The organism is Devosia sp. LjRoot3 (assembly GCF_964252865.1).
Lineage (GTDB): Bacteria > Pseudomonadota > Alphaproteobacteria > Rhizobiales > Devosiaceae > Devosia.
The window spans coordinates 498,598-525,435 of the sequence record NZ_CAXUPK020000003.1 but is presented as its reverse complement, the minus strand read 5'-3'; the positions used below and the strand labels follow the sequence as shown (position 1 = coordinate 525,435).

At 62.5% G+C, this 26,838-nt stretch carries 24 protein-coding genes; 16 read left to right on the top strand and 8 right to left on the bottom strand.

Translation table 11 applies throughout. The features are described 5' to 3' along the window. Nucleotides 1–24: 24 nt before the first annotated feature. The 8 genes from ACSQ2A_RS13585 to ACSQ2A_RS13550 are packed head-to-tail and all read left to right on the top strand — an operon-like array spanning nucleotide 25 to nucleotide 9,388. Nucleotides 25–1,017: an ABC transporter permease gene (locus tag ACSQ2A_RS13585; protein WP_295414846.1), complete on the top strand. Its 993-nt coding sequence runs from the start codon at nucleotides 25–27 to the stop codon at nucleotides 1,015–1,017. 1 nt (nucleotide 1,018) lies between these two features. Beyond that, complete coding sequence (locus ACSQ2A_RS13580; protein WP_295414845.1) at nucleotides 1,019–2,155, top strand: ABC transporter permease; 1,137 nt, start codon at nucleotides 1,019–1,021, stop codon at nucleotides 2,153–2,155. Between the two features lie 24 nt (nucleotides 2,156–2,179). Then, entirely contained in the window at nucleotides 2,180–3,196 is a 1,017-nt protein-coding gene (locus ACSQ2A_RS13575; protein ID WP_436072654.1) for an ABC transporter ATP-binding protein, read from the top strand. After that, complete coding sequence (locus tag ACSQ2A_RS13570) at nucleotides 3,193–4,227, top strand: ABC transporter ATP-binding protein (protein WP_436072653.1); 1,035 nt, start codon at nucleotides 3,193–3,195, stop codon at nucleotides 4,225–4,227. Before ACSQ2A_RS13575 ends, ACSQ2A_RS13570 begins: the two co-directional genes overlap by 4 nt. A gap of 1 nt (nucleotide 4,228) precedes the next feature. Next, complete coding sequence (locus ACSQ2A_RS13565) at nucleotides 4,229–6,100, top strand: DUF2264 domain-containing protein (RefSeq protein ID WP_436072652.1); 1,872 nt, start codon at nucleotides 4,229–4,231, stop codon at nucleotides 6,098–6,100. After that, nucleotides 6,097–7,107 (top strand): hydroxyacid dehydrogenase, encoded by a 1,011-nt coding sequence (locus ACSQ2A_RS13560; protein ID WP_436072832.1) that lies wholly within the window; start codon nucleotides 6,097–6,099, stop codon nucleotides 7,105–7,107. Before ACSQ2A_RS13565 ends, ACSQ2A_RS13560 begins: the two co-directional genes overlap by 4 nt. After that, nucleotides 7,107–8,747, top strand: a complete 1,641-nt coding sequence (locus ACSQ2A_RS13555; protein WP_436072651.1) for an acyltransferase — start codon at nucleotides 7,107–7,109, stop codon at nucleotides 8,745–8,747. Before ACSQ2A_RS13560 ends, ACSQ2A_RS13555 begins: the two co-directional genes overlap by 1 nt. Then, the gene (locus ACSQ2A_RS13550; protein ID WP_295414836.1) at nucleotides 8,744–9,388 is read left to right on the top strand and encodes a ThuA domain-containing protein; all 645 of its coding nucleotides are present in this window, start codon (nucleotides 8,744–8,746) and stop codon (nucleotides 9,386–9,388) included. Before ACSQ2A_RS13555 ends, ACSQ2A_RS13550 begins: the two co-directional genes overlap by 4 nt. A 117-nt stretch (nucleotides 9,389–9,505) precedes the next feature. Here ACSQ2A_RS13550 and ACSQ2A_RS13545 read toward each other — a convergent pair whose 3' ends face one another. Further along, nucleotides 9,506–10,213 carry a hypothetical protein gene (locus ACSQ2A_RS13545; RefSeq protein ID WP_436072650.1) on the bottom strand — a complete coding sequence of 236 codons (708 nt, stop codon included), beginning with the start codon at nucleotides 10,211–10,213 and terminating at the stop codon, nucleotides 9,506–9,508. A 200-nt stretch (nucleotides 10,214–10,413) separates the two neighbouring features. Here ACSQ2A_RS13545 and ACSQ2A_RS13540 point away from each other — a divergent pair, with 200 nt between their 5' ends. Both ACSQ2A_RS13540 and ACSQ2A_RS13535 read left to right on the top strand, forming a co-directional pair. Continuing rightward, complete coding sequence (locus tag ACSQ2A_RS13540) at nucleotides 10,414–10,902, top strand: YciE/YciF ferroxidase family protein (RefSeq protein ID WP_295414832.1); 489 nt, start codon at nucleotides 10,414–10,416, stop codon at nucleotides 10,900–10,902. 52 nt (nucleotides 10,903–10,954) lie between these two features. Further along, nucleotides 10,955–11,176: a DUF2934 domain-containing protein gene (locus tag ACSQ2A_RS13535; RefSeq protein ID WP_295414831.1), complete on the top strand. Its 222-nt coding sequence runs from the start codon at nucleotides 10,955–10,957 to the stop codon at nucleotides 11,174–11,176. A 126-nt stretch (nucleotides 11,177–11,302) separates the two neighbouring features. Here the strand turns inward: ACSQ2A_RS13535 and efp are convergent, their stop codons facing one another. Continuing rightward, the gene (gene efp / locus ACSQ2A_RS13530; RefSeq protein ID WP_291416202.1) at nucleotides 11,303–11,872 is read right to left on the bottom strand and encodes an elongation factor P; all 570 of its coding nucleotides are present in this window, start codon (nucleotides 11,870–11,872) and stop codon (nucleotides 11,303–11,305) included. A gap of 125 nt (nucleotides 11,873–11,997) precedes the next feature. Here efp and epmA point away from each other — a divergent pair, with 125 nt between their 5' ends. Both epmA and ACSQ2A_RS13520 read left to right on the top strand, forming a co-directional pair. Continuing rightward, the gene (gene epmA, locus ACSQ2A_RS13525) at nucleotides 11,998–13,056 is read left to right on the top strand and encodes an EF-P lysine aminoacylase EpmA (protein ID WP_436072649.1); all 1,059 of its coding nucleotides are present in this window, start codon (nucleotides 11,998–12,000) and stop codon (nucleotides 13,054–13,056) included. Next, nucleotides 13,053–14,120, top strand: coding sequence for a lysine-2,3-aminomutase-like protein (locus ACSQ2A_RS13520; RefSeq protein ID WP_436072648.1), 1,068 nt, complete (start codon nucleotides 13,053–13,055; stop codon nucleotides 14,118–14,120). Before epmA ends, ACSQ2A_RS13520 begins: the two co-directional genes overlap by 4 nt. A gap of 202 nt (nucleotides 14,121–14,322) precedes the next feature. On the opposite strand, the gene fabV is transcribed toward ACSQ2A_RS13520, so the two are convergent. Then, the gene (gene fabV, locus ACSQ2A_RS13515) at nucleotides 14,323–15,492 is read right to left on the bottom strand and encodes an enoyl-ACP reductase FabV (RefSeq protein ID WP_436072647.1); all 1,170 of its coding nucleotides are present in this window, start codon (nucleotides 15,490–15,492) and stop codon (nucleotides 14,323–14,325) included. Nucleotides 15,493–15,720: 228 nt separating this feature from the next. On the opposite strand from fabV, the gene ACSQ2A_RS13510 reads away from it, so the two are divergent. Continuing rightward, entirely contained in the window at nucleotides 15,721–16,836 is a 1,116-nt protein-coding gene (locus ACSQ2A_RS13510; protein ID WP_436072646.1) for a hypothetical protein, read from the top strand. Nucleotides 16,837–16,863: 27 nt separating this feature from the next. Here ACSQ2A_RS13510 and ACSQ2A_RS13505 read toward each other — a convergent pair whose 3' ends face one another. The 3 genes from ACSQ2A_RS13505 to ACSQ2A_RS13495 form a co-directional block, all read right to left on the bottom strand. Further along, nucleotides 16,864–17,508 (bottom strand): glutathione S-transferase family protein, encoded by a 645-nt coding sequence (locus ACSQ2A_RS13505; RefSeq protein WP_436072645.1) that lies wholly within the window; start codon nucleotides 17,506–17,508, stop codon nucleotides 16,864–16,866. Nucleotides 17,509–17,510: 2 nt separating this feature from the next. Continuing rightward, entirely contained in the window at nucleotides 17,511–19,220 is a 1,710-nt protein-coding gene (locus ACSQ2A_RS13500; RefSeq protein ID WP_436072644.1) for a Rieske 2Fe-2S domain-containing protein, read from the bottom strand. Nucleotides 19,221–19,311: 91 nt separating this feature from the next. Beyond that, nucleotides 19,312–20,208 (bottom strand): aromatic ring-hydroxylating dioxygenase subunit alpha, encoded by an 897-nt coding sequence (locus ACSQ2A_RS13495; protein ID WP_436072643.1) that lies wholly within the window; start codon nucleotides 20,206–20,208, stop codon nucleotides 19,312–19,314. Between the two features lie 269 nt (nucleotides 20,209–20,477). On the opposite strand from ACSQ2A_RS13495, the gene ACSQ2A_RS13490 reads away from it, so the two are divergent. After that, nucleotides 20,478–21,515 carry an Ldh family oxidoreductase gene (locus ACSQ2A_RS13490; RefSeq protein ID WP_436072642.1) on the top strand — a complete coding sequence of 346 codons (1,038 nt, stop codon included), beginning with the start codon at nucleotides 20,478–20,480 and terminating at the stop codon, nucleotides 21,513–21,515. 107 nt (nucleotides 21,516–21,622) lie between these two features. On the opposite strand, the gene ACSQ2A_RS13485 is transcribed toward ACSQ2A_RS13490, so the two are convergent. Both ACSQ2A_RS13485 and ACSQ2A_RS13480 read right to left on the bottom strand, forming a co-directional pair. Continuing rightward, a complete protein-coding gene (locus ACSQ2A_RS13485; protein WP_436072641.1) occupies nucleotides 21,623–22,291 on the bottom strand; it encodes a hypothetical protein in 669 nt (222 codons plus the stop codon). A gap of 47 nt (nucleotides 22,292–22,338) precedes the next feature. Continuing rightward, nucleotides 22,339–23,115 carry an SDR family NAD(P)-dependent oxidoreductase gene (locus tag ACSQ2A_RS13480; protein WP_436072640.1) on the bottom strand — a complete coding sequence of 259 codons (777 nt, stop codon included), beginning with the start codon at nucleotides 23,113–23,115 and terminating at the stop codon, nucleotides 22,339–22,341. 175 nt (nucleotides 23,116–23,290) lie between these two features. Between ACSQ2A_RS13480 and ACSQ2A_RS13475 the strand changes: the two genes are divergently transcribed. Then, the gene (locus tag ACSQ2A_RS13475; RefSeq protein ID WP_436072639.1) at nucleotides 23,291–24,496 is read left to right on the top strand and encodes an efflux RND transporter periplasmic adaptor subunit; all 1,206 of its coding nucleotides are present in this window, start codon (nucleotides 23,291–23,293) and stop codon (nucleotides 24,494–24,496) included. 152 nt (nucleotides 24,497–24,648) lie between these two features. Further along, on the top strand, nucleotides 24,649–26,607 hold the full coding sequence (locus ACSQ2A_RS13470; RefSeq protein WP_436072638.1) for a MacB family efflux pump subunit: 1,959 nt from the start codon (nucleotides 24,649–24,651) through the stop codon (nucleotides 26,605–26,607). Nucleotides 26,608–26,838: the final 231 nt, after the last annotated feature.

Sequence of the window (26,838 nt, the reverse complement as noted above, 5' to 3'; positions counted from 1 at the left end):
TTCGTAATACCAAGGAGACGCCCCATGATGCGTTTCGTTTTCCGGCGTCTCATCGCCATGGTTCTTACGCTCTGGGCCGTCAGCTTCGTGGCTTTCGCCATTATCCAGCTGCCGCCGGGCGATTATCTCACCACTTATCTCGCGACCCTCAGCGCCAATGGCGATCGGGTGGATCCAGCGACCATCGAGGCGCTGCGCGTGCAGTATGGTTTTGGCGAGCCCTACATCGTCCAATACTGGAAATGGTTCTCGGGCATCCTGTTCCGTGGCGATTTCGGGCAGAGCTTTGAGTGGAAGGCGCCGGTGACGACCCTGATCTGGGGGCGCCTGGGTAATTCCATCCTCGTCGAAGGCCTCGCTGTCCTCGTCATGTGGTTCATCGCCTTGCCCATCGGCATCTATGTGGCGGTGAAGAAGTATTCGCTGGGCGATTATCTCGCGACCATCGCCGGTTTCATCGGCCTTGCGATCCCGAATTTCCTCCTGGCGCTGCTGCTGATGTATCTCAGCTTTGTCTGGTTCGGCACGACGATCGGCGGGCTGTTCTCGTCCGAATTCGAGAATGCCCGTTGGAGCCTGCCGCGGCTGTGGGACTTCTTCTCCCATGCCTGGGCGCCGATCCTGGTTTTGGCGACGGCGGGCACCGCGGAGCTGATCCGCATCCTCCGCGCCAATCTGCTTGATGAACTCAAGAAGCCCTATGTGACGACGGCCCGCGCCAAGGGTCTGTCGGAATGGAAGGTCATTCTCAAATATCCCGTGCGCGTGGCGCTCAACCCGCTGGTGTCGACGATTGGTTGGCTGTTGCCGGCGCTGGTGTCGAGTTCGGTGATCGTTTCGGTGGTGCTCAACCTGCCGACGGCCGGACCGCTGCTGCTGCGCTCCTTGACCTCGCAGGACATGTATCTCGCAGGGGCCATCATCATGCTGCTCGGTGTGCTCACGGTCATCGGCACTCTGATCTCGGACCTGCTTCTGGCCTGGATCGACCCCCGAATTCGCTATGGGAGTAAGTGATATGGCCGTCGATACGATTGCCCCGGCCGAACACGTTGCGCCGAAAAGGCTCAAGCGTGAATCCCAGCTGGCCCTGATGTGGCGGCGCTTCAAGCGCCACCAGCTGGCCGTGGTCAGCCTCTGGATCGTGGTTTTCTTCTACCTCGTCGCGGCCTTTGCCGAGTTTTTGGCACCGACCGATCCTGCCGCCTATAGCGCGCGCTACACCTATGCGCCGCCGCAGGGATTGCAGTTTATCGTCGCCACCGAAGACGGCGGCTGGGCGTTTCAGCCGCATGTGAACGGGTACAAGACCGAAGTCGATCCCAAGGCCATGCGCCGCAGCTTCGTGATCGATCCGGAAGTGATCATTCCGGTGCAGTTCTTCGCGCCGTCAAAGCCCTATTACCTGGCCGGGTTCATCCCAATGTCGGTGAAATTCATGGGCGTCGAGAACCCGCGCGATCCCTTCTATGTGCTGGGGGCCGACCGGTTGGGCCGCGACATGCTGAGCCGTCTGATCCATGGCACGCGCATTTCGCTTTCTATCGGTCTTGCTGGTGTGACGCTGAGCCTCTTCTTCGGCATCGTGATCGGTGGGTTCGCGGGTTACTACGGCGGCTGGTTCGACAGCACTGTGATGCGTGTGGTCGAGTTCATTCGCTCCATGCCGACCATTCCGCTCTGGCTTGGTCTTGCTGCGGCACTACCCAAGGATTGGTCTGCGCTCCAAACCTACTTTGCTATCACGATTATTCTCTCCCTCATCGGCTGGACTGAACTGGCGCGTGTGGTGCGTGGGCGCTTCCTGTCGCTGCGAACGGAAGATTTCGTGACTGCGGCGCAGCTCGATGGGGCCAGCGATTGGCGGATCGTGACGCGGCATATGGTGCCGAGCTTTACCAGCCACATCATTGCGGCGGCGACGCTGGCTATTCCAGGCATGATCCTGGCGGAGACGGCGCTGTCGTTCCTCGGACTTGGGCTGCAGCCGCCGATCGTCAGCTGGGGCACGCTGCTGCAGGAAGCGCAGAATATCCGCACGCTGGCGACGGCGCCGTGGCTGCTGGCTCCGGGTCTCTGCGTGGTGATTGTGATCCTTTCGCTCAACTTCTTCGGGGACGGCCTTCGCGACGCCGCTGATCCTCATGGTCGGTAATCTTCAACTTCGGGAGTGCCTGGCATGACCAAGCCCCTCCTTTCCATCGATGACATGTCGATCGTCTTCACCTCGCCCGATGAGCCCGATATCGAGGCGGTGCGGCAGGTGGATCTCACGCTCACGCCGGGCAAGACGCTGGCGCTGGTGGGCGAAAGTGGCTGTGGGAAGTCGGTGACGGCGCGGGCCGTGCTGCGACTGCTCGACAAGAATGCCGATATTCGTACCGGCGAGATCGTCTATGACGGGCGTGACGGGCAGGTGGATATTGCCCGGCTCAAGCCCGACAGCACGGCCATGCGCTCCATTCGCGGTGCGCAGATTTCGATGATCTTCCAGGAGCCGATGAGCTCGCTGTCGCCGGTCCATACGATCGGCAACCAGATTGACGAGATCATTGTGCTGCATGAAGGGCTCAAGCCCAAGCAGGCGCGGGAGCGCACGATTGCGCTGCTCGACCAGGTGGGCGTGCCCGGCGCGCGAGATCGGGCCAATGCCTATCCGTTCGAGCTTTCGGGCGGCCTCAGGCAGCGCGCCATGATCGCCATGGCGCTGGCTTGTACGCCAAAACTGCTGATTGCGGACGAGCCGACCACGGCGCTCGACGTGACGACGCAGGCGCAGATTCTGGACCTGTTGCGGCAGCTGCAGGACGATTTCGGCATGGCCATGCTGTTCATCACTCACGACCTTGGGGTCGTGGCTGAAATCGCCGACGATATTGCGGTGATGTATCTCGGCGATGTGGTGGAGCAGGGGGATGTGTTCGAAGTCTTCAAGGCGCCGAAGCATCCCTACACGCAGGCGCTGATGAATTCGGTGCCGCAATTGCAGCGGAAGGCCGATCGCGTGCGGCTTCAGCCGATCAAGGGCACGGTGCCGTCGCCGAAGGATCGTCCGGTCGGGTGCTCTTTCACCAGCCGTTGCCCGCATGCTTTCGGGCCATGCGCCGGCACGCGGCCGGAGCGCACGCAGGTCACCGAGGGCCATATGGCGCGCTGCCATCTCCTCACTCAGGTCAAAGAGGAGGCGCTCGCATGACGACGCTGCTTTCCGTCGAAAATCTCTCAAAGGTCTATACGCTCGGTGGCGGGCTCTTCAAACAGAGCCGGGACCTTGTAGCGCTCAACGATATCAACCTGACGGTGGAGGCGGGGGAGACCCTGGCCATTGTTGGCGAAAGCGGCTGCGGCAAGACCACGCTCGGGCGCTGCATCATCAAGGCGCAGCCTGTGACCGAGGGTAAGGTTTTCTACCATCAGGAGGGTGGGCAGAAGGTCGAGCTGACCTCGCTCGACAAGAAGGCCATCAAGCCGTGGCGGCGCGACATCCGCATGATCTTCCAGGATCCGATGAGCTCGCTGAACCCCAATATGCGGGTCTTCGACATCGTCGCCGAACCGCTGCGGGTCCACAGGATCTGCAAGGGACGGGAGCTGGAGGAGCGGGTGGTTTCCACCCTCGCCAAGGTGGGCATTCCGGCCGATGCCATCGGGCGCTATCCGCATGCCTTTTCGGGCGGGCAGCGGCAGCGCATCGGCATTGCCCGCGCGCTGGTGCTGGACCCGAAGCTGGTGATTGCCGACGAGGCGGTATCGGCGCTCGACGTGTCGATCCAGGCGCAGGTTCTGAACCTGCTCGACGATCTCAAGGAAGAGTTCGGGCTGACCTATATTTTCATCAGCCATGACCTTGGCGTGGTGAACTACATCGCCGACCGGGTGGTGGTGATGTATCTGGGCCATGTGGTTGAGACGTCGCCGACCGAACTGCTGTTTGAGCGGCCGCGGCATCCCTATACGGAAATGCTGCTCGAAGCGCTGCCCATTGCCGATCCGACGCGGCGCAAGGGGCGGAACAAGGAACTCAAGGGCGAAATCCCGTATCTGGGCAATCGTCCGCAGGGGTGTCCGTTCCACACGCGCTGCAAATATGCCGAGGACAAGTGCCGGGCTGAAAAGCCGGTGCTGCGCCCCATCAATGGCACGGCCCAGATGGCCGCCTGCCACTTTGCCGAAACACTCAATCTCAAGGGCGCTTACGACGCTGCGCCGCAAAAGGCTTTTGCTTGAAATGACTTATGATCCGGCCACGGCCAATCCGCTTTTTGGTAACCCGCTCAAGTCACGCGATGATGTCGAAAAGGGGCTTCGCGACCTGTTCCAGCCGCTGCTGCCCTATTTCTCCGAAGGGTCGGCCCGCGTGCGGCTCGATGGGGCCGGGGCCCATTTCGATCGCGCCGCAGCTGATCTTGAAGGCTTTGCTCGCCCGCTCTGGGGGCTGACGCCGCTGGCGGCGGGTGGTGGGGAGTTCGACCACTGGGAGCTTTACCGGCAGGGCCTCGCCAATGGTACCGATCCCGAGCATCCGGAATATTGGGGCACCGTCAACGGCACTGACCAGCGTCAGGTGGAACTGGCGGCCATCGGCTTTACCATGAAGATGCTGCCGCATCTGGTGTGGGATCCGCTGCCGCAGAAGGCCAAGGACAATCTGGCGGCCTATTTGAAGCATGCGCGGAAATTCGACTATGCGGACAATAACTGGAAGTTCTTCCGCATCCTGGTCGATCTTGGGCTTGAACAGTGTGGGGTCGATTTCGACCGATCGCTGACCGACAAGTACCTCGAAGAGCTGGAAGGTTTCTATCTCGGGGATGGCTGGTATCGCGACGGCAATGTGCGGCGGGTCGACCATTACATTCCCTTCGCCATGCACTTTTATGGGCTGATCTATTCCAAACTCGCCAATGGCGATGAGAAGCGCGTGGCCGACTACAAGGAGCGGGCGCGGCTCTTTGCCTGGGATATTCAGCATTGGTTCGATGAGGATGGCGGCACGCTGGCCTTTGGGCGGAGCCTGACCTATCGCTTTGCCTGCGGTGGGTTCTGGGGTGCGCTGGCCTTTGCCGATGTCGAGGCGCTGCCCTGGGGTGTCATCAAGGGGCACTTCCTGCGGCATCTGCGCTGGTGGAGCAAGCTGCCGATTGCGCATGCCAACGGCGTGCTGTCGATCGGCTATGGCTATCCCAACCTCTTCATGTCCGAGAGCTACAATTCGGCGGGCTCGCCCTATTGGGCGCTGAAAGCCTTTCTGCCGCTGGCGCTGCCGGCTGACCATCCGTTCTGGACTGCAGAAGAGGTCGAGGCCGATTTCCATGCGAAGCCCGTGCCCCTGAAGCATCCGGGCATGGTGATGCAGCACACCAAGGGCAATGTGGTGGCCCTCTCGAGCGGCCAGCAGGTTCGGTTCGGTCGAAAGACCTGGCACATGCGCCAGGGCGCGGAGAAGTATAGCAAATTCGTCTATTCCTCGCGCTACGGCTTCTCGGTGGAGTCGGATGATCGCGACTACGATAGCGGCGCGTTTGACGGCATGCTGGCCTTTACCGATGACGGGCTGCATTACCGGGTGCGCGAGGGCAACGAGGTCGCCCAGATCGCCGAAAATGTGCTGTTTGCGCGCTGGAAGCCGTGGGCTGACGTAACGGTCGAGACCTGGCTTGTTCCGGCCCATCACTGGCATGTGCGCGTCCATCGCATCAACACGCCGCGTCCTCTGCAGGCGACCGAAGGTGGTTTCGCCATCGGCCGGGCCGATTTCAATGCCGACACCTATATCGACGAGCCAGGTCGCGGGGTGGCCAAGAGCAAGACCGATGTCAGTGCCATTCTCGATCTCGGTGGAAAGCGCCAAGGGCGGGCGTTCCGGGCGCTGCCCAATACGAACCTGGTCGTCTCGAAATCGATCGTGCCGCAATTGCTCGGCGATATTCCGGTGGGAACGACGGTGCTGATGACGGCGGCCATGGCGCTGCCGGCGGGGGCTGATGCGGAGGCTGCGCTCGTGGCACCGCCGCATGCGCCTGACCTTGCCGCGCTTGAGGCGCTCTTCGCCCGCGAAGGCGTTGATGTCAGTGCCATATTGGTGCCGGAGCGGAACTGATGCGTCCAAAACTTCTCTTTGCCATGGCGGCAGACAAGACGCGGCACGTCTTCGACGACGCTCTTCGCGACCGCCTCGAACAGACCTGCGAGGTCCTGCAGCGCGAGCCGATCGAGAATTTCTCCGACCCCGAGGCAAGGCGGCTTTTGGGCGAGGCTGAAATTCTTGTCTCCGGCTGGGGTTGTCCGATGATCGGGCCGGAGCTTTTGCGGGCGGCGCCGAACCTGAAGCTGATTGCCCATGCGGCAGGGACGGTGAAGTTCACCGTCGACCCGGCGGCCTATGTGGCCGGGATCAGGGTGACGCATTCGGCCGAGGCCAATGCGGTGCCGGTGTCGGAATTCACGCTGGCTTCCATTCTGTTTTCGGCCAAGCACATCTTTACCCTGCGCGATCTCTACCGGCAGGAACCGAACCGCCGCTCCAGCTACGCGCTGGGCGATACGGAAATCGGCAATTTCCGCAGGACCGTGGGCATTGTCGGGGCATCGCGCATCGGGCGGCGGGTAATCGAACTGCTGCGCAATTTCGATTTTTCCGTGCTGCTCTATGATCCCTTCGTGCAGGCGGGTGATCCCGATCTCGAAGGGGTGGAGCTGGTGGAACTCGACGCGCTTATGGCGCGGTCGGATGTTGTTTCCATACACGCGCCGCTGCTGCCTTCGACGCGGGGCATGATTGGGGCGCGGCAGTTGAAACTGATGAAGGACGGAGCGACCTTCATCAATACCGCACGCGGCGGGCTGATCGACGAGGCGGCTTTGGTGGCCGAGTTGCAGACGCAGCGGATCTTTGGTGTCATCGATGTGACCGATCCGGAGATTCCGCATGATGACTCGCCGCTCTTCACGCTGCCCAATGTGTTTCTGACGCCGCATGTGGCGGGGGCTATCGGCACCGAGCGGTTGCGGCTGGGGTTGATGGCGGTGGAAGAGATCGAGCGTTTTATCGAGGGCAAGCCCATGCTCTATGAAGTGCAGCCGGAATTGCTGGAAAGGCTGGCGTGATGAACAGCATTGGTCCCTTGCCGGGTGAGGACGCAGACTGGTGGAATGCCCGGCTGCAATTCCTCACCTGGGATCGGAAGCCTGAGGATGTCGACAGCGCCGAGCACCGGGCGCGGCAGGCGGAGCTGGCGCTGCGGGCGGGGGCGAGCTTTGCGCCGAGTGCTTATGTGGCAGCGGATGCGGCGATCTTTACGACCCATCTGGTCTTGGGCGAGGAGAGCTGGATTGGCGGGCACGCGCTGGTGCGTGGCGATGTCGAATTCGGCACGCATTGCACGGTCAATCCCTATGCGATGATCTCGGGGAAAGTGCGCTGCGGCGATGGCGTGCGGATCGCGAGCCATGCGTCGTTGGTCGGGTTCAACCATGGCTATGACGATCCCGAGGTGCCGATTTATCTCCAGAAGCACGAGAGCCTTGGCATCATCATCGAGGACGATGTTTGGGTCGGGGCCAATGCGGTTATCGTCGATGGCGTCACCATTGGGCGTGGCGCGGTGATCGCGGCAGGCGCGGTGGTCAGCAAGGATGTGCCAGCGATGGCCATCGTTGGTGGCGTGCCGGCCAAGGTGCTGCGTTTTCGTGGCCGGGGTCGCAAGGACGACACGCGAAAGCAGCTTGAGGCGCTGGGGGATCGGGCGGGAAAACAGTGGCGCGACGTGCTGGCCGAGAATTTCGATGGCGAAGCCTATGTGTCGCGTGAGCATGACGGCGAGGCGCGGCGGAGCAATCGGCATCTTTGCGATGCTATCGAGATTGCGACTTCGTTTGGTCAGCTGCCGCCGGGGCTCGATGTGCCGGGGACGCTGGCGCGATTGCAGGTGGTGCAGGACGCGGTAACCGGGCTGTTCCCCGATCCGTTCCAGCCGCCAAAGCCGGGCACGGCGCAGCGCGACGATGGGCTGGCCCTCTATAATGTGCTCTCGACGGGTTACGCGATCGAGGTGTTGGGCGGGCAGCCGCTACATCGCGTCGAGGCGGTGGAGATACCGGCGACCGAATTGCGGCTTTGGCTCGAAAGCCTGCCCTGGCGCGAGCGAGCCTGGGGCGCGGGGGCGACTGTCGATGCCATCGGCACGGCGCTCTATTTCAATGCGCGGTATTTTACGACCGGCACCTCTCGCGAAACGGTGTTTGGCTGGCTGGCGATGCGGCAGGATCGCGGTGCGGGGCTTTGGGGATCGCAGACGGCGGCGGAAGGGCTGTTGCAGCCAGTCAACGGGTTTTACCGGCTGACTCGCGGCACCTATGCGCAGTTCGGCATTGCCGTGCCGCGGCCGGAAGCGGCGATCGACTCTGTGCTGCTCAACCATCGGAATTATGGCGGTTTCTCTGGGCGGACTTATACCGCTTGTAACCTGCTCGATACCATTCATCCGCTGTTGCTGTGCCTGAGCCAGACCGATCATCGGCGGGCGGAGGCGGAGCAGATTGCGCGTTCTGTCATCGCGCGGGCGGGAGAGCGCTGGATCGACGGGAAGGGCTTTGCCTTTGCCGATGGGCAGACGCCGGGCCTGCAGGGCACGGAAATGTGGCTCTCGGTGGTGCATCTTTCAGCGAAGCTTTTAGGCATTGAAGACGCCTTTGCCTTCGTGCCGAAGGGCGTGCATCGGACTGAGGCGGTGGGATTGGGGCTATGACCAAAAAAGCACTCGTCGTCTGGGGCGGCATGGAGCTGCATACGCCGGAACGCGGCGCCAATGTCGTCAGGCAATTGCTTGAGGAAGAGGGTTTTGCCGTCACCGTGACGCCGGATTATGAGGCGCTGGGTGCCGAGGATGTCGGCAGCAATGACCTCGTTGTGCCTGTCATTACCGACGGTACGCTGGCGCCCGAGAAGATGAACAATCTCGTCGCCGCCATTCGGGCAGGGACGGGGCTGGCGGGCTATCACATGGGGCTAGCGACGACGTTTCGCGCCAGCGTGCCCTTCCGCTATGCGGCCAGTGTCTATTGGGTGCAGCATCCGGGCAATATCATCACCTATAAGGTCGACGTGACGCGGTCGGACCATCCGATCATGGCGGGGATCGAAAGCTTTGAGCACACCTCGGAGCAGTATTATCTCAACTACGATCCCGCGGTTGAGGTGTTGGCCACGACCAGGTTCTCGGGGGAGTTTCATCCCTGGCGCAAGGATGTGGTGATGCCGGTGGTGTTTACGACCACGCATGACCAGGGGCGGGTGTTTTACTCCTCGCTCGGGCATACGGCGGATGAGCTGGAAATCCCGCAGGTTCGAACGATCTTGAAGCGCGGGTTGCTTTGGGCGGCTAGGTAGGCGCTCTTCGTTCCAAAGAAAAACGGTGTCATCCCCGCGAAAGCGGGGATCTCTGTTTCAGGCGCTCGAACAGGGATTCCCGCTTTCGCGGGAATGACGCCGTGGGGTGGGGATATCCTATTGCTGCTGCTGCGCCTGCTGCCGCAACACTTCTGACTCCGGCAGGGCGTTTGCGTATTTGAGTTCGCGATTGGCCCGGGCCCAGAAGGCTGGGTGGACCCGGTCGAGCAGGGCCGGGTCGCTGGCGGTTAGCGCCAGAGCCGCGGCTGTTTCATCGTCCAGGAACAAAATAGCGTTTTGGCGGTACCAGGCGGGGACGGCTTCGTCGGTCCAGATATTGTCGCGCAGCACATCGTAGGGTTTGTAACCATGGGCGGCGAAGTGGGCGGCCCAATAGCTTGGCCATTGCTCGTTGAGATGGCCGACACCGCCCTGGCCGGGGATGGCGGCGGAGAAGAGCACTGCGGGAGCCATGGCGACAAGGTCGGCGACGAAGCTTTCGGCGCGCTCGGGGGAAAGATGTTCGGCGACTTCGAGCGAGAGCACGAGGTCGACCCGGGGGCCTGCAAAACGCTGTTCGAGATCGCGGCTTTCGAAGACGATGTCGGGGGCGTCGAGCATGTCGGGCTTTACCCAATCGCCCTCGATGCCGAACTGATAGCTGGCGCCGGAAGCGACGAGGAAGGTGCCGGTGCCGCAGCCGATGTCGGCGACGCGATTGCGCGGGAGCTTTTCGGGCAGGGCAGCAAAGATGCGGCTGGCGGCATGAGCCGTATGGGCCCGGCGATTGGCGTAGAAATCGGCCGGATAGAGCGAAGTCGGCATGGGGCAGATTCTCCTCGGCGCAACTCTATGCGAGGTGGAGCGGCTGGGCCAGATGGTGATCGGCCGGCCAGATGGTGATCGGCTGGGGCCAGATGGCAATCGGCCGGGGCCAGATCGTGATCGCCTCGGGCCGGAACTTTGGTCGGCACGACCCGTTGCAGGTGCAGCGTCGCCAAAGCGAAATCCCGGAGACCCAAGAAATGGCTGAAAAGCAACTGGATGATCTGTTCCTCGAAACCCTCAAGGACATATACTATGCCGAGCGGCAAATCCTGAAGGCGCTGCCCAAGATGGCCAAGGCCGCTACCTCGCCCGAACTGCGGGCCGGCTTCGAGCAGCACCACACGGAAACCGAAGGCCATGTGGAGCGGCTGGAGCGGGTGTTCGAACTGCTTGGCAAGACGCCGCGCGGGAAAACCTGCGACGCGATCCTCGGGATTCTGGACGAGGGCAAATCGATCATGGATGAGTTCAAGGGCACCCAGGCGCTTGATGCCGGGCTCACCGCTGCGGCGCAGGCGGTGGAGCACTATGAGATTGCCCGCTATGGCACGCTGCGGTCCTGGGCCAAGCAGCTTGGCCATACCGAAGCGGCCGATCTCTTTGGCCAGACGCTGGCCGAGGAAGAAGCGACGGACAAGAAGCTGACGCAATTGGCGACCAGCGTCGTCAACAAGAAGGCGGCCTGAAGCTCGACGGGGTGAGCGGGCAAGCGTTCACCCCCATTCTGCGGCAAGAGCAATGCACAAGAATTCGGCGCTGGCGGAGCGCGTGCGGGACACGGCCTATTTTCTCTGGGAACAGGATGGACGGCCGGAGGGCAGGGCGATGGAATATTGGCTCCGGGCCAAGCACATGCACCAAAGGCAGCTAGCCTATGACCGGTGGCTGGAAGACGGCACGCCACCGGATCGCTCGGACCTCTACTGGCACGAGGCCGAACGGCAGATCGAGGAGAAATGAAAAACGGGCCCAGATGGGCCCGTTTTGGTGTCCGAGTGTTCGCGCCCTGCGAGCATAGCTCTCCGGGCCTGAGCTGCTCAAAACTCCCCACCGGGGAGTTTTGTCGGCGCGAAGCGCCGCCGCAGATCAGTCCTTTGCGCGCTCAACGTAGGAATTGTCTTCCGTGAGGATGACGATGCGGGTGCCGGCATCGATGTGCGGGGGCACCATGACGCGGAGGCCATTGTTGAGGACGGCGGGCTTGTAGGAGGAAGAAGCCGTCTGGCCCTTCACGACCGGCTCGGTCTCGACGATTTCGAAGGTCATGCGCTGCGGCAGTTCCATCGAGAGCGCGATGCCTTCGTGGGTCATGAGGTGAACCTTCATGCCGTCCGACAGGTAGGCCTTCTGGTCGCCGATGACGTCGTCGGAAACGACGAGCTGTTCGTAGGTTTCCGGCTCCATGAAGTGGTTACCTTCACCGTCCGAATAGAGATAGTCGTAGACGCGGTCATCGACGTCGGCCTTTTCGACCATTTCAACGGTGCGCCAACGGCCGAGAACTTTTACGCCATCGGAAATGCGACGCATGGTGACGTTGGTCACCGAGTTGCCCTTGCCGGGGTGAACGTTTTCGGCCGTGAGGACGACGTGCAGGTTGCCGTCCTGCTCGACCACATGGCCTTTGCGCAGGGACGAGGCGATGACCTTGACCATTTTTCTTCCTTGTTCGATCGTTTGGCGCGTAATAGAGGCAAGCCGTCTCGCGCCGATAAGCTATTGTCGAGCGCCCGATACCCTATTCCGCGCCATTTCGCCAGTCCGCACGGCAAGAAACCCGCATGAGTTCGTTCGACATTGCCGATCATTCGCCCTGGTGGGCGCCAGAGCGCCATGCCGATCGGCGGCCGATCCTGCTTGCGCGTAGCCGGTTCGATGCGGCAGTGCGCCTGTGGTTGGCGGAGCGCGATTTTCTCGTGGTCGATCCGCCAGGGCTGCAGCGCTCGCCGGGGAACGAGACGCATCTCCATGCCTTTGGCACGACGATGATCGGGAACGACGGGGAAGGGCAGGCGATGTATCTGCACACCTCGCCCGAATTCACCATGAAGAAGCTGCTGGCGGCAGGGGAGCGGCGGATCGCGAGCCTCCAGCATGTGTGGCGCAATCGCGAGCGTTCGGCGCTGCACCATCCGGAATTCACCATGCTCGAATGGTATCGGGTGGGTGAGGCCTATGACGTGATCATTGCCGATACGCTGGCGATTATTGAGTTGGCCGCCGAGGTGACGAGGATTTCGCAGTTCGAGTTCCGCGGGCGGATTTGTGATCCGCGCGCCGGGGCAGAGCGGGTGAGCGTTGCCGATGCGTTTCTCGCGCATGCCGAAATTGATCTCTTTGCGACCATGGATGATGAGGGCGTGCCCGATGGCGATGCGCTGGCGGCGCAGATGATTGCTGTTGGGCTCGATGTGCCGGAGGATCGGAGCTGGAGCTATCTCTTTAGCCGGGTCCTGGTCGAAAAGGTCGAGCCGCAATTGGGCAATGGGCGGGTTACGGTTCTCGATCGCTATCCGGCCTGCGAGGCGGCTTTGGCGCGGCGCGTGCCGGGGGATCGGCGGGTGTCGGAGCGGTTCGAGGTCTATGCCTGTGGGGTTGAGCTCGCCAATGGGTTTGGCGAGCTGACGGACGCGGCGGAGCAGCGAGTGCGGTTTCAGGCGGAGATGGAAGAGAAGCAGCGCATTTATGGCGAGCGCTACCCAATCGACGAGGATTTTCTGCGGGCGCTGGAATTGATGCCGGAGGCGAGCGGGGTGGCGCTGGGGTTTGACCGGCTGCTTATGCTCGCGACAGGTGCGCCGCGGATCGAGGCGGTGCTCTGGGCGCCGGTAGCCGAATGAGCGCGATTGCCAAAATGCCGGTGAAGGCGCGGGCGGCCTCGCTGAAGACGGTGGCCGATCTTGAAACAGCAAGGTTGGTGCCAGCCAATTCAGGGCTTGAGGCGGTGGCGGAGAAGTATGCCATCGGCATCACGCCGGCGGTGCTTGAGCTGATCGATCGCAATGATCCCGCTGATCCGATGGCGTTGCAGTTCGTGCCGTCTGCGGCGGAGCTGCTGACGACGCCGGACGAGCGCGAGGACCCGATTGGGGACCTGTCGCATTCGCCGGTGGAGGGTATCGTCCATCGCTATCCCGACCGCGTCCTGCTGAAGGCCGTGCATGTCTGCCCGGTCTATTGCCGCTTCTGTTTCCGCCGCGAAATGGTGGGGCCGCAGGGGCTGGGGACGCTGACGTCGGCCGAGCTCGATGCGGCGATGGACTATATCGCGAGCCACACGGAGATCTGGGAAGTGATCCTGACCGGCGGTGATCCGCTGGTGCTGTCGCCGCGGCGGCTGGCTGGGTTGATGGAGCGGCTACGGGGGATCGAGCACGTCAAGATTGTGCGCTTCCATACACGTGTGCCGGTGGTCGAGCCGGAGCGGATCGATGCGGAGATGGTCGCGGCGCTGACCTCGAGCGGCAAGACCACCTATCTGGCGGTGCATGCCAATCATCCGCGAGAGTTTTCTGCTGTGGCCAAGGCGGCGTTCAAGGCGCTGGTCGATGGCGGCGTGGTCCTTGTCAGCCAGTCGGTGCTGCTGCGCGGCATCAATGACGATGTCGAGACGCTGGCAGCGCTGATGCGCGGGTTCGTCGAGAACCGCATCAAACCTTATTACCTGCACCATCCCGATCTGGCGCCGGGCACCGGCCATTTCCGCCTGAGCATCGAGGAGGGCCAGCAACTTGTCGCGGCTCTGCGCGGGCGGATTTCGGGGCTGTGTCAGCCGACCTATGTGCTCGATATTCCCGGCGGTTACGGCAAGGCCGATATCGGGGCGGCGACCGTGTCAGCGGGGGATGGTTGTTTCAGGGTGCGCGACTGGCAGGGCGAAGAGCACGCCTATCCGCCGGGCTGAAGCGAGATGGGCGCCTGAGGCGGCCCAACCCCCACCCTTGATCCCTCCCCACAAGGGGGAGGGAGACGATGGAGCCGAGACGACTAACGCTTGCGCCTCCCTCCCCTTGATGGGGAGGGAATGAGGGTGGGGTGGGTGAGCCACGAATGCCTGCCGCGTGCACCCCAAGAAAGAAAAGGGGCGCCAGGGGCGCCCCAAAACCTTATTCGACCACGCGGGGATCGACATCCTTGCTGTAGTCCACGCCGCCGACGGCGAAGCCGAAGAGGCGCATGAATTCTTCGCGGTATTTTGGCAGGTCGGCCAGTGCGGGCAGGGTCTCAGTGGTGAGCTTGGCCCAGCGCTTTTCGAGTTCCTTCTGCATCGGGACAGAGAGTTCCCAATCGTCGACGCGGATACGGCTCTCGTCGTCGAGCGCCACGTCGCCCTGCAGCTTTTCGCGGAAGAGGCGGTCGATCTGGTGGATCGGGCCTTCGCCGAGGCCCATTTCGTCCTCGACCTTGATCAGCAGCGTGCCATAGAGCGGCACGACGGGGATGGCCGAGCTTGCCTGGGTGACGACGGCCTTGAGCGCCACGACATTGGCAGACTTTTCGCCATGGGTCGCGCGGATCGCCTTGGCGGCGCGGTCGAGGTCGCCCTTCGCCTTGCCCAGCGTACCCTTGTGGTAGATCGGCCAGGTCAGTTCGGAGCCGAGATAGGTGTAGTTGAGGCTGAGGAAGCCGTCAGCCAGAACGCCGGCATCCGACAGGGCCTTGATCCAGAGTTCCCAATCTTCGCCACCCATGACCTTGATGGTCGACTGAGCTTCTTCCTCGGTCGCCGGTTCGACGGTGATTTCCGAAACTTCGCCGGTGGCGGTGTTGAGGGTCTTGGATGTCACCTGCTGGCCATAGGGCTTGATGGCCGAGCGATAGGTGACGCCGTCCTTGGGGTCGGTGCGGACCGGGGAGGCGAGGGAATAGACGATGAGGTCGACCTGGCCGAGATTGGCCTTGATCGCCTCGATGGTCTCGGCCTTGATCGCGTCGGAGAAGGCGTCGCCTTCGATGGTGACGGCCTTGCGGCCAGCGGCGCGGGCGCGATTTTCGAAGGCGCGGTTATTGTACCAGCCTGCGGAGGCGGGGCGGTTTTCGGCCGGCTCGCGCTCGAAGGACACACCGACTGTATCGGCATCGCTGCCGAAGGTGGTGACGATGCGCGAGGCGAGGCCATAGCCCGTCGAGCAGCCGAGCACGAGCACGCGCTTGCGATCCGAAGGAATGGCACCCTTGATCACGACGTGGTCGATCTGGTGCTGCACATTGGCTGCGCAGCCCGTGGGGTGGGCGGTGACGCAGATGAAGCCGCGGATTTTGGGCTCGATAATCATGGGATTTTCTCCTCGATCTTAAGAAGCCAATAGCGGGATTGGCGGCCGAGTTCCAGTGAGTGCGTCAGGTTTTGCCCGTTCGACAGGGAGATACCTGCAACTGGTCTCGTGGTTGCGTGCGAAGCTTTTCCACAATTGCGGTGCGTTCAAGGCTGGTTCGTGACTGGGCTCTGCTGTCCTATTCGAGCCGAGTCGGGCCCCAAAGCTGACAACTCGAAGAGGCACTTCATGTCCCAGGTCACCCTTCCGCTACCCAATCGATCCCTGACCATTGCCCGGCGGCCATTTTCCATGCCGGCGGCGTTCCTCTTTACGGTCGTCATGCTTACGGGGCTGGCGGTCGGTCTTGTCTGGTGGCAAGGGCCGGGCCTGTGGCGCGACTGGCAGATTAATCAGGATCCACGCACGGTGGAGGATTGGGATCTGCGCGATGGCGAGTGCAGCTCGCGCCGCGGCCTCACCGATTGCGAGGCTGATATTACCTATCGCGTCGACGGACAGAGCTACGAGAAGCACATCTCGCTGGCCTTTCTCGATTTTTCGAGCAGCGACTACATGGTCGACGTGGTGATCGCGCGGGACGATCCGGAGCTGGCGACGCTCAGCCTCGGGCTCGACATGCTGTGGAACCGGCTGGGTGTCTTTGCCGTGTTCATGCTGCTGTTCGCTGGTGGCGCGATCGCGACGATCATCACGGCTTCGAAGGCGGCCGGCGCAAATCGCGCGGCGGCGACGCCGGGGCGGTTGACGGTGGTGCCGGTCGACGTGGTCGAGGTGAAGAATGGCGTGGTTTCCTATGTCGACCATCTCAAGGGACGCTCGAAGCGCACCACGCGGACGCACTTTGCCAAGGGGCAGGCGCCGCTGATCGGGCTCGATGAGGTGGGTAAGCCCGTTGGCGTGGCGGTCAAGCTTGAGCATGTGGCCATTCCCGTTTTGCTCGATCGCAATCTCGAACGGGTGGAACTGACCGATATCGAACGCGAGCAGGCGCTGGCGGCTTTCGATGCCGAGCAGGAGCAGCGTGGGGCAAGGCTCGCGGCCAATCCGCCGCCGAAGGCGAAGCGCGGGCCCAATATCGTGCGCGGGCTGCTGGCTGGTGGCGCTGTGCTGGTGCTGGCCGTGGTCGCGTTCTTGGGGTTCTGGCTCTACTACGTCACCGTGGCGCCGGATGCCTTCGACGCTGTGGGCATCGAGATCAACAATATCATGCCCGAGCCGCTCAACACCTGGGGTTGCGAGCAGCTTTATGCGCGCTTCGGCGACGGCAATGCGCCCTATGGCTGCACGGCAGATGACTATGTGAGCTGGAAGGTCGCCAAGACCGCGAGCAAGGTGAAATGAAAAAGGGCGCCGAGAGGCGCCCTTAGCTTATTCCTTCGCCCGGCCGGCTGGGAAAATGCCGGACATGACCGTGAAACCCGGCACGCGACGTACCCTGTCGGTCCAGCGGCGGAGGGCCGGATAATCCTGGCGAGAAATGCCGCCCTCTTCGCTCAGCATCACATAGGGGAAGCAGGCGATGTCGGCGGTGGTCGGATGTGCCGGCGAGCAGAGCCAGTCGCGGCCGGATTTTTCGCCGAACCAGAGGTGCTCGTCCATCAGCCGGAAAATGCGATGGGCGCCTTTTTGCGATTTTTCGATATCGAAGGCGTAGCCATAGCCGAGCGCGAGGCGGGCGGCAGAGGACGTGGACGTGATGTCGTCGGCGACGGAATGCCAGCGCAGCACTTCGGCGGTGATGGCTGGGTCATCAGGGAACCAGTTTCCGGACGTGTCGTACTTTTTCGCCAGATAGGCGAGGATGGCGCCGGAGTCCGAAAGGGTCAGGTCATCGTCCTTCAGCACCGGCAATTGGCCGAAGGGGTTCATGCGCAGGAACCAGTCGGCCTTGTGCTGACGGCCGGGGAAGAAGTCCACCGGCACGATCTCGAAGGGTAGGTTGAGGATGTTCATCAGCAGCCGCAGCTTGTAGCAGTTGCCCGAGAGCTCGAAGTCGTAAAGCGTTATGGTCATTATCAGATATCCAGCACGAGGCGGCCAGATTTGGCGCGGCTGACACAGGTCATCATGCAGGTATTGGAGGCCTTCTCGGTCTTGTTGAGATAGACGTCCTGGTGGTCGACCTCGCCTTCCATGACCGTGGTGAGGCAGGTGCCACAGGCGCCTTGCTCGCAGGAGGATGGGACGGTGAGGCCGGCTTCACGCATGGTTTCGAGGATAGTCTTGCCGGCCGGGACATGGAGCGTCATGGCCGAGCGGGCGAGTTCGACATCGAAGGCCGACGACGAGTCGATGACCTTGTCGTTCTGGAAATATTCGAAGTGGATCGCGTCGTCGGGCCAGCCGAGCGAGGCTGCGGTTTCCTGCACCATTTCGAGCATGGCGCCGGGGCCGCAGATATAGACGTGGTTGGCGAATTGGTACTGGCCAAGCACTTCGGTGATCTTTGCCTTGATGGCTTCGCGGGCGAGGCCGATGTGGCGGTCGATTTTGCCATGGAGCGCGGCGAGTTCGCTCTGGAAGGCGAGGCCGTCGCCGGTGCGGGCGAAGTAATGCAGCTCGTAAGGTAGGCTCGACTTGTCGAGGAAGCGGGCCATGGACAGGAGCGGCGTGATGCCGATGCCGCCGGCGATCAGCACGGTGCGGGTAGCGTCGCGGCGCAGCGGGAAATTGTTGCGCGGCTCGGAAATGGCGAGGACGTCGCCCTCGCGAACGGTCTCGACCAGAACCTTCGAGCCGCCCTTGGAGGCGCTCTCCTGCTTGACGCCAATGACATAGGACGAAAGATCGCCGGGGCCGTTGGTGATCGAATATTGGCGGATGAGGCCATTGGGCAGGTGCACGTCGATATGGGCGCCGGGCTGGAAGGTCGGCAGGTGCTTGCCGTCGCGGTCGGCCAGCTCGAAGCCGATGACGCCGTCGGCTGATTTCCACTTGCGCTTGACCACGACGGGCATGGTGTTGCCGCGCGGAATGGCGATGTCGGGCATGGAGGCTAGGTCGGCCGAGACTTTTTCGAAGACCGGCTGCAGCGGTTCGGGCGTTGGCTTCCTGGCCGCGGCGCGTTCGAGGCGGTCGCGCAGCTTGGTCAGCGTTTCGTTGTAGTGGCGGAGGGTTGCCACTTCGTCTTCCGGCTTGCCGGCAATGAGGCCACGAATGACGGCGCGGCCGGCATCGACGGGCTGGACGAAATAGATGGTGGTGCCGAGGCGCAGGGCCATGCCGGGGAGAAGATCGGCCGGCTGGTCATCGGGGGCGAGGCCAGCAAGACCTGCGAGCACATCTTCGGGCGCTGAATTGACCGGCATGGGGCGCAGCGGGAACCAGTCGGTGTTTTCGGCGCCGGCAAATGGAGAAAATTTCTGGTCGTCATTGGCGGCGGACCAGATGAGGCCAAAGGCTTCTTTCACCGGATATTTGCGGTTTTCGATGCGGCGGGCCGGGGCGTCGGCGGGGTGCGCAGGGATATAGGTGCAGCCGGCCGATTGGTTGGCATAGCGCCAGCCATGGTACTGGCACTTCAGCTCCTGGCCTTCATTGATGCCGATGGAGAGGCGCACGCCGCGGTGGAGGCAGCGGTTTTCCCAGACGTTTACATTGCCATCATCGGCGCGCCAGACGGCGAGCTCACGGCCGAGTAACTGGCCCTGATAGACGTGGCGGAACGGCAAGTCCTCGCTTGAGGCGATAGGGTACCAGGCGGGGTCTGAGAGGGACAGGGGCATGTCGATCAGATCCAAAAGTTTGAGGATCGCGCCACGATCGAATTTTTAGTCACAAACCGCCCTGGCGTACGGGGCGCTTTGGTCGTGGGCCTTACGAGGCCTGCGGGATCACGCCGTAGGTAATCCCCTTCTGGCTCAACCATCTCCGATAGGCGATGGCCGATTTGTCGGCGCGGATCGGGGTTTCCGAGCGCGGGTCGAGCGGCAGCTTCTTGGGGTACTGGTTTTCGAGGATCGGCTTGTCCTGGCCGAAAATGGTCTGCTGGAAGCGGCGCAGGTCGGTCACGGTCGAATAGGAGTCGATCATCGACTGCAAGAGGTGCGCGCGGCAGGTTTCTTCGGTCATGGGCTGGAGGAAAATGCCGATGACGTCGCGGCGGCCCTCATCCTCGGGGCACGATTTGTAGAGCACCGAGCAGAAGGGATGCGGCACGCGATAGACATATTCGACTTCCATCGCGGCGGTTGCCGATTTGGCGGCCATGGGCTGGATGAACTTGCACTTGGTGGCCAGCACTTCGTCGCGTTCTTCCGAAACCTCGACGTCGTATTCCTTGACCTCGGTATGCGGCTCGGAACCCAGAATGTCGGTGTGGACATAGGGGAAGTGGCCCATGTCGAGGAAGTTTTCGACGGCGCGGGGAGCCGAGACGTGGATGCCGATGGAGCCGCAGCTCATGTTGGTGCGGTCGGGTTCGGCATATTCCGGGATCGGGAAGAGTTCGGCCGAAGGGGTGCCGAGGCAGGTCCAGGTGTAGCCATAGGCGGTGCGGACGGGGAGGCGGTCGAGCACGGTTTCGGGGTCGATCTCGTCGCCGTTTTCCTCGTCGCTCGCGAGCCACACGACCGGCTCGCCATCGAGCCCGCGCGTCAGGGCGATGCGGCGATCGAGGAGGAGCGTCGTTTCGACGAGGCCGATGGCGAGTTCATCGGTCGCGGCGACGACGTGCCAAAGGTCGTTTGTAGTCTGATCGGGGGCTTTGGGCATGGGGCTGGTCTCAACTTTGGGTCAAGAATAGCGGCACGGGATGCGAGTGCCAACAAAAAGTGCGTGAGGGTGGTGTGCGGTTAAAGCATGGGCAGTGCATATCCCTCTCTCCGTCGTCGTCATCACCGGGCTTGTCCCGGTGATCCATGGGATAGGGCGGTGCGCGCGGAGAGGTGGATTGCCCGAACAAGTCGGGCAATGACGACAAGGGGAGGTTTCGGCTTTCGTCTCGTTGATACGGTGGGTAGAACGGGGTGAGGGAGAGACCAATGAGTGATGATATTTCGCCGCGCTTTGCCGAAGCCCTTGTGCGGGAGCGTGTTGCGACGCGGCTAGCCGAGGCTGGGGCGAGCGAGGCTTCGCGGGCGGCGGCGATCGGGGCGATGATCCATGCGTCGCTGGTGGGTGTGGACAGCCATGGCGTGCGGCTTACCGGTCACTATTGCAAGATGTTGGGTGGCGGACGGCTCAACAAGAACCCGCAGTTGAAGGTCGAAAGCCGGGGCGCGGGTAGCGCCATGGTCCATGGCGATGATGGGCTCGGGCACTATGCGGCCTACAAGGCAGTCGAGGTTGGCATTGAGCTGGCGCGGCAGGCCGGGGTCGGCGCTGTGGGCATAAAGCACTCGTCGCATCTGGGCGCGACAGGCGCTTATGCGCTGGCGGGGGCGGAGCAGGGGTTTGTGACCTTTGCGACGACCAATACCGACTCCATGGTGGCGCTCTATGATGGGGCGCAGAAATTCCACGGCACCAATCCGCTGGCCTTTGCGGCGCCCGTGCCGAACGCGCGGCCGTGGCTCCTCGATATGGCGACCTCGTCCATTCCGCTCAATCGTGTGCTGCTGCATCGTTCGCTCGACAAGGAATTGCCGGAGGGCGTTGCTGCCACTGCCGATGGTGAGCCGACGACCGATCCGCATGCGGCGGATATGCTGCTGCCGCTCGGCGGTTTGGATTATGGGTACAAGGGCGCGGCGCTTGCGGGGGTGGCGACGCTGTTTTCGGCGCTGCTGACGGGGACAACGCTCGATCCCGATTTCATCCCCATGTATGGCGGCGACGATATTTCGACGCCGCGGAATATGGGGCATTTCGTGCTGGTGATCGATCCCGACAAATTCGCCGGGCGCGCGGTGTTTGCGGCGGCGATCGGGAGCTATCTCGAGAGCCTGCGTGGGTCGCGGGTGCGCGAAGGCGGCCGCGTGATGGCGCCGGGCGATCGGGAATGGGAAGAGATGGATCGGCGGCGGGCAGAGGGGATTCCGGTTGATCCGGATACGGTGAGGTTTTTGGGATTGGCTTGAGGCCTGCTCAAACTCAGTGTCATCCCCGCGAAAGCGGGGATCTCCGTTGTGAAACAGGGATTCCCGCTTACGCGGGAATGACGCCGTGGCCGGACGAGGGGAGGCGCCTACTCCGCCTCTTCCTTCGGCTCCTCATACTCCACGTCCCCAGCCTTCAACGCCCCGTCTTCCACCGTAAAGTGGATGACCGCCGAGCCACCCGTCGGGCAGCAATTGGCGTCGGTTTCCTGCCATAGGCTGGTGCGGGCGACGTATTCGCCCCAATAGTTCTCGCCGAAATCGTAGGTGACGCCCTTCCAGATTTCTAGGCCTTTTGGCAGCTTTGCTTCGACGCCTTCCCACCAACTGTCCATGTCCACCCGGCGCCACTCCTTGTCGTCGGCGGAAAATTCGAACAGGACGTCGGCATTGAACGAGCCGGTGCCGGCAGTCACGCCGGGCAGGTGGAAGAGGATGGGTTCGGCTTCGGAGAGGCGGGGCAGCTGATACCAGACGCCGTTGAAGTCGCTGGCGAGCAGTTCCCAGGCGCCATCGGTTTCGGCAAAGACCACCACGCCGCCGGCCATGCCCTCATATTCGTCGACGCCGGACTGGATCTGGTAGGCGAGCCGGTTCGTGTCGCGCGGGGCGACATAGCCCGCTGCGGCCACGGTGCAGTTCTTGAGGGTGGTTTCGAGGCAGGTGTCGCCGAGCGATTTCAGCGAGACGGGCGCGGCGAGGGTAGTGCCGGGCAGGAGAGCGGCAACCAGGGCCGGCAGAAGCAGACGGGGCAGCATGAGGACCTCCACAATCGGCCCCATACTGCCCGTTTCATAAGAGGCTGTCAGCCTTCGCGGAATATGTCGAAGGGACCAATGGCCTGGGTCGTCGCCATCAGTTCGATCTTGTTGATGTTGACATGGGCGGGCAGCGTCGTGGACCAGAAAATGCTCTCGGCGATGTCGTCGGCATTCATTGCCTTGGTCCTGGAATAGGGCGCGGAGGCCTTGCCCTCATCGCCCTTGAAGCGGACGAGCGAGAATTCGGTTTCGGTCAGGCCGGGCTCGATATTGGTGACGCGAACATTCTTGCCCTGCAGGTCCGAGCGCAGGTTGAGCGCGAACTGCTTTACGAAGGCTTTTGTTGCGCCATAGACCGAGCCACCGGGATAGGCATATTCGCCGGCCACGGAACCGAGGGTGACGACATGGCCGCCGCCGCGGGCGATGAGGCCGGGCAACAGCAGGCGTACGGTATAGACCAGACCCGAAATATTCGTGTCGATCATGGTCTGCCAATCATCGAGCACGGCTTCGGCGGCGGGCTGCAGGCCGAGCGCAAGACCGGCATTGGCGAGGACGATATTGATGGCGCTGAAGGGCGCGGGGATTTCGGCAATGGCCTTTTCCATCGCGGCGCGATCCTGCACGTCGAGCTCGATGATGTAGCAGTTGTCGGCGCCGAGCTCGGCCTGCAGCTTTTCCAAGCGGTCCTTGCGGCGGCCGGTCGCGATCACCTTGCCGCCGGCGGCGACATAGCGGCGGGCGGCCGCTTCGCCAAAGCCCGAGGTGGCGCCGGTGATGAAGACGACAAAGCGGCTGGGGTCGAGCAGCTGGTACATTTCAGGTCCTGAAGGAAGGTCAGAAAGGGAGGCCGGCAAGGTGGACCGGCAGACTGGCCGCGTCAACCTTTCCAAAGTTTAAGGCTGCATTGCCAAAGCCTAACGTGAAGTTCGGCCCCGAATTCCTTATTTTGAGCATGAGATTCATGTTTGGGGTTTTAAGATATTGAAACGCTTGGCCAAATTACTTGCGGTGGTGCTGGTGCTCGCGGGCAGCGGTGGTGCGGCCTGGTGGTATTTCCTCGGCCAGCCGGAAGCGAAAACAGTTCCGGAAACCACTGCCGTCACCAAGGCCAATATCGAGACGACGGTGCTGGCGACGGGCGTGCTGGAAGCCAGTTCGCTGGTCAGCGTTGGCGCGGAAGTATCGGGCCGTATCGAGGCCATTCATGTCACCCTTGGGCAGAACGTGAAGAAGGGAGACCTCATCGCCGAGATCGACAGTCTCGATCAGGAAAACGCGGTGAAGTCGGCGCAGGCAGCGTTGGCGGGCATCGAGGCGCAGAAGCGCAATCAGGAAGCGGTGCTGGTCAAGGCCGAGGCGGCTTTGGCGCGCAATACGCAATTGAGCGCCGGTAGCCTTGTGTCGCAGACCGATCTTGAGACAGCCCAGGCGGCGGTGGAACAGTCCAAGGCACAGATCGACCAACTCAGCGCGCAGATCGATCAGGCCAATCTCACGGTGGAATCGGCCCAGCTCAATCTCGCCCGCACGCAGATCGTGGCCCCCAGCGATGGCACTATCGTGGCGCTGGTGGTCGAGGAAGGGCAGACGCTCAATGCCAATTCTTCCACGCCGACCATCGCCAAGATCGCCAATCTCGACACCATGGTGATCAAGGCCGAGATTTCCGAGGCCGATGTGGTCAAGGTTGTGCCGGGGCAGAAGGTCTATTTCACCATTCTGGGCGAACCCGACAATCGCATCGAGGCGACGCTGCGCGAGGTTGAGCCTGCGCCGACATCGATCAGCAGCGACACGGCATCGGATAGTTCGAGCAGCGCCATCTATTACAATGGACTGTTCGACGTGCCCAATGCCGACCATCGCCTGCGCATTTCGATGACGGCCGAAGTCACCATCGTGCTCGACGAAGCCCAGGGCGCGCTGACGCTGCCTTCGAGTCTTGTGACGCGCAAGGGGCCGGATGGGGCCGTGATGGTCATGGTCTATGATCCCAAGACCGAAGAAACGCAGCCGCGTCGCATCGAGGTCGGGCTCAATAACAATATCACGGCGCAGATCGTCTCCGGCCTCGAAGAGGGCGAGCAGGTCGTCAGCGGCGGTCTGGTTACGGTGTCGCGGCCGGCGGGCGGGCAGGGGGCAGGCCGCATGGGTGGTCCCGGCGGTGCCGGTGGCCCCATGATCATGATGCGGTGAGGTTTTCCATGCATTCGACACTGACAAGCCGCGCCGATACCCCCCTCCCGGCCTCCCCCACAAGGGGGGAGGTGCCGCATCCAGTTGGGGGCAAAAAAGCTGCCAAGCACACAGACCTGCACCTCCCCCTAGATGGGGGAGGCCGGGAGGGGGTGTCGGCAAGCTCGAAACCCATCATCTCCATCAAGAACCTCGTCCGCCGCTTCGCGGCGGGTGGGGAGAGCGCGGCCGTATTGAAGGGCGTCGATCTCGATATCCATCGCGGCGAGATGGTGGCCATTATCGGCCAGTCCGGCTCGGGCAAGTCGACGCTGATGAACATTCTGGGCTGTCTCGATCGGGCGACCGAGGGGACCTATCTCTTCGACGGTCGTGACGTCAGCAAGTTCGATGCCGATGAGCTGGCCGCGCTGCGGCGCGAGCATTTTGGCTTCATCTTCCAGCGCTATCAGCTGCTGCCCGATCTCAACGCGGTCGAGAATGTCGAAGTGCCGGCCGTCTATGCTGGCGCCGATGCGACGGCGCGGCGAAAGCGGTCGACGGAACTGCTGACGCGGCTTGGGCTCGGCGAGCGGCTGCATCATCGGCCCAATGCGCTTTCGGGCGGCCAGCAGCAGCGCGTCAGCGTGGCGCGGGCGCTGATGAATGGTGGCGAGGTGATCCTCGCCGACGAGCCGACCGGCGCGCTCGACTCGCGTTCGGGCAAGGAATTGATGGCGCTGCTCAAGGAGCTGCATGCAGACGGACATACGATTATCATCGTCACCCACGACGCCAAGATCGCAGAGCAGTGCCAGCGGGTGATCGAGATCGCCGATGGGGCGATCATCGATGACCGCTATATCGGCGAACGCGATACGGCGGCCAATCGCGTCGAAAAAGTGCGGCGCAAACCGGGTTGGCGCATGGGGATCGACCGCATGGGCGAGGCGCTGGCCATGGCCCTACGGGCCATGGGGGCGCACAAGCTGCGCACCTTCCTGACCATGCTCGGCATCATCATCGGTATTGCCTCGGTGGTGGCTGTGGTGGCGCTGGGGCAGGGCAGCCAGCAGAGCGTGCTCGAGAATATTTCGTCGATCGGCACCAATACGATCAATGTCTATCCCGGCTCCGGCTTTGGCGACATGCGCTCGGGCAGGGTGCGGACGCTCAAACCCACGGATGCCGATGCGCTGGCGGGCCAGCCTTACGCGGATAGTGTCTCGCCGCAGGTGTCGAGCCAGGCGACGGTGCGCTATCGCAATACGGCGTCGAGCGCTTCGATCACCGGCGTCGGCGAGGACTATTTCCAGGTCAATGGCCGCAGTTTTTCGTCGGGCTCGGGTTTTACGGAAACCAGCGTGACGACGCAGGCACAGGAGGCGGTGCTCGACCAGAATGCCGTCGACGCCATTTTCACCAATGGCGAAGACCCGATCGGGCGGGTGATCATGTTGGGCAAAGTGCCGGTGCGGGTCATCGGTGTCGTTGCCAATCAGTCCGGCTTTGGGCCGGGCGGCAATTCGGCCAATGTCTATATGCCCTATACGGCGGTGATGGACCGTATTCTTGGGCAGTCCTACCTGAGTTCGGTCGCGGTGCGCATTTCCGACGACTACGACATGGCTACGGCGGAAGCCGAGATCACCGAATTGCTGACACGGCTCCATGGCGGGACGCAGGACTTCTTCCTGCAAAATACCGACACGATCCGCACGACCATCCAGTCCACCTCCCAGACCATGACGCTTCTTATCTCGACCATCGCCGTGATCTCGCTGGTTGTGGGTGGCATTGGGGTGATGAACATCATGCTGGTGTCCGTTAGCGAGCGGACCAAGGAGATTGGCATCCGCATGGCCGTCGGGGCGCGGCGGGGCGATATCTTGCGGCAGTTTCTTATCGAGGCGGTGCTGGTTTGCTTTGTCGGCGGCGCTGCCGGTGTGGGGCTGAGCTTCGCGCTGGGTCAGGGTCTGACCGTGCTCGTCTCGGGGGCACGGCTGGTCTATTCGACGGAATCGATCGTGCTGGCGATTGTCTCGGCGAGCCTGATCGGGATTGTGTTTGGGTTCATGCCGGCGCGGTCGGCTTCAAGGCTTGATCCGGTGGAGGCGCTGGCGCGGGAGTAGGTTACCTTCCTCCTCCACGGCGTCATTCCCGCGAAAGCGGGAATCCCTGCTTGTGCGCAAAACAGAGATCCCCGCTTTCGCGGGGATGACACCGAGTTTGTGGTGGGACACCGGCCTCCAAAAACCGTTGCCTATCGGCCACGTATTCTTTTTCAAAACCATCACGTTCCGGCCTCTAGCTTGCCCTTTGCGGCAGGCTGGCCCTAAACTCGCCATGAAGAGGACGCCCTT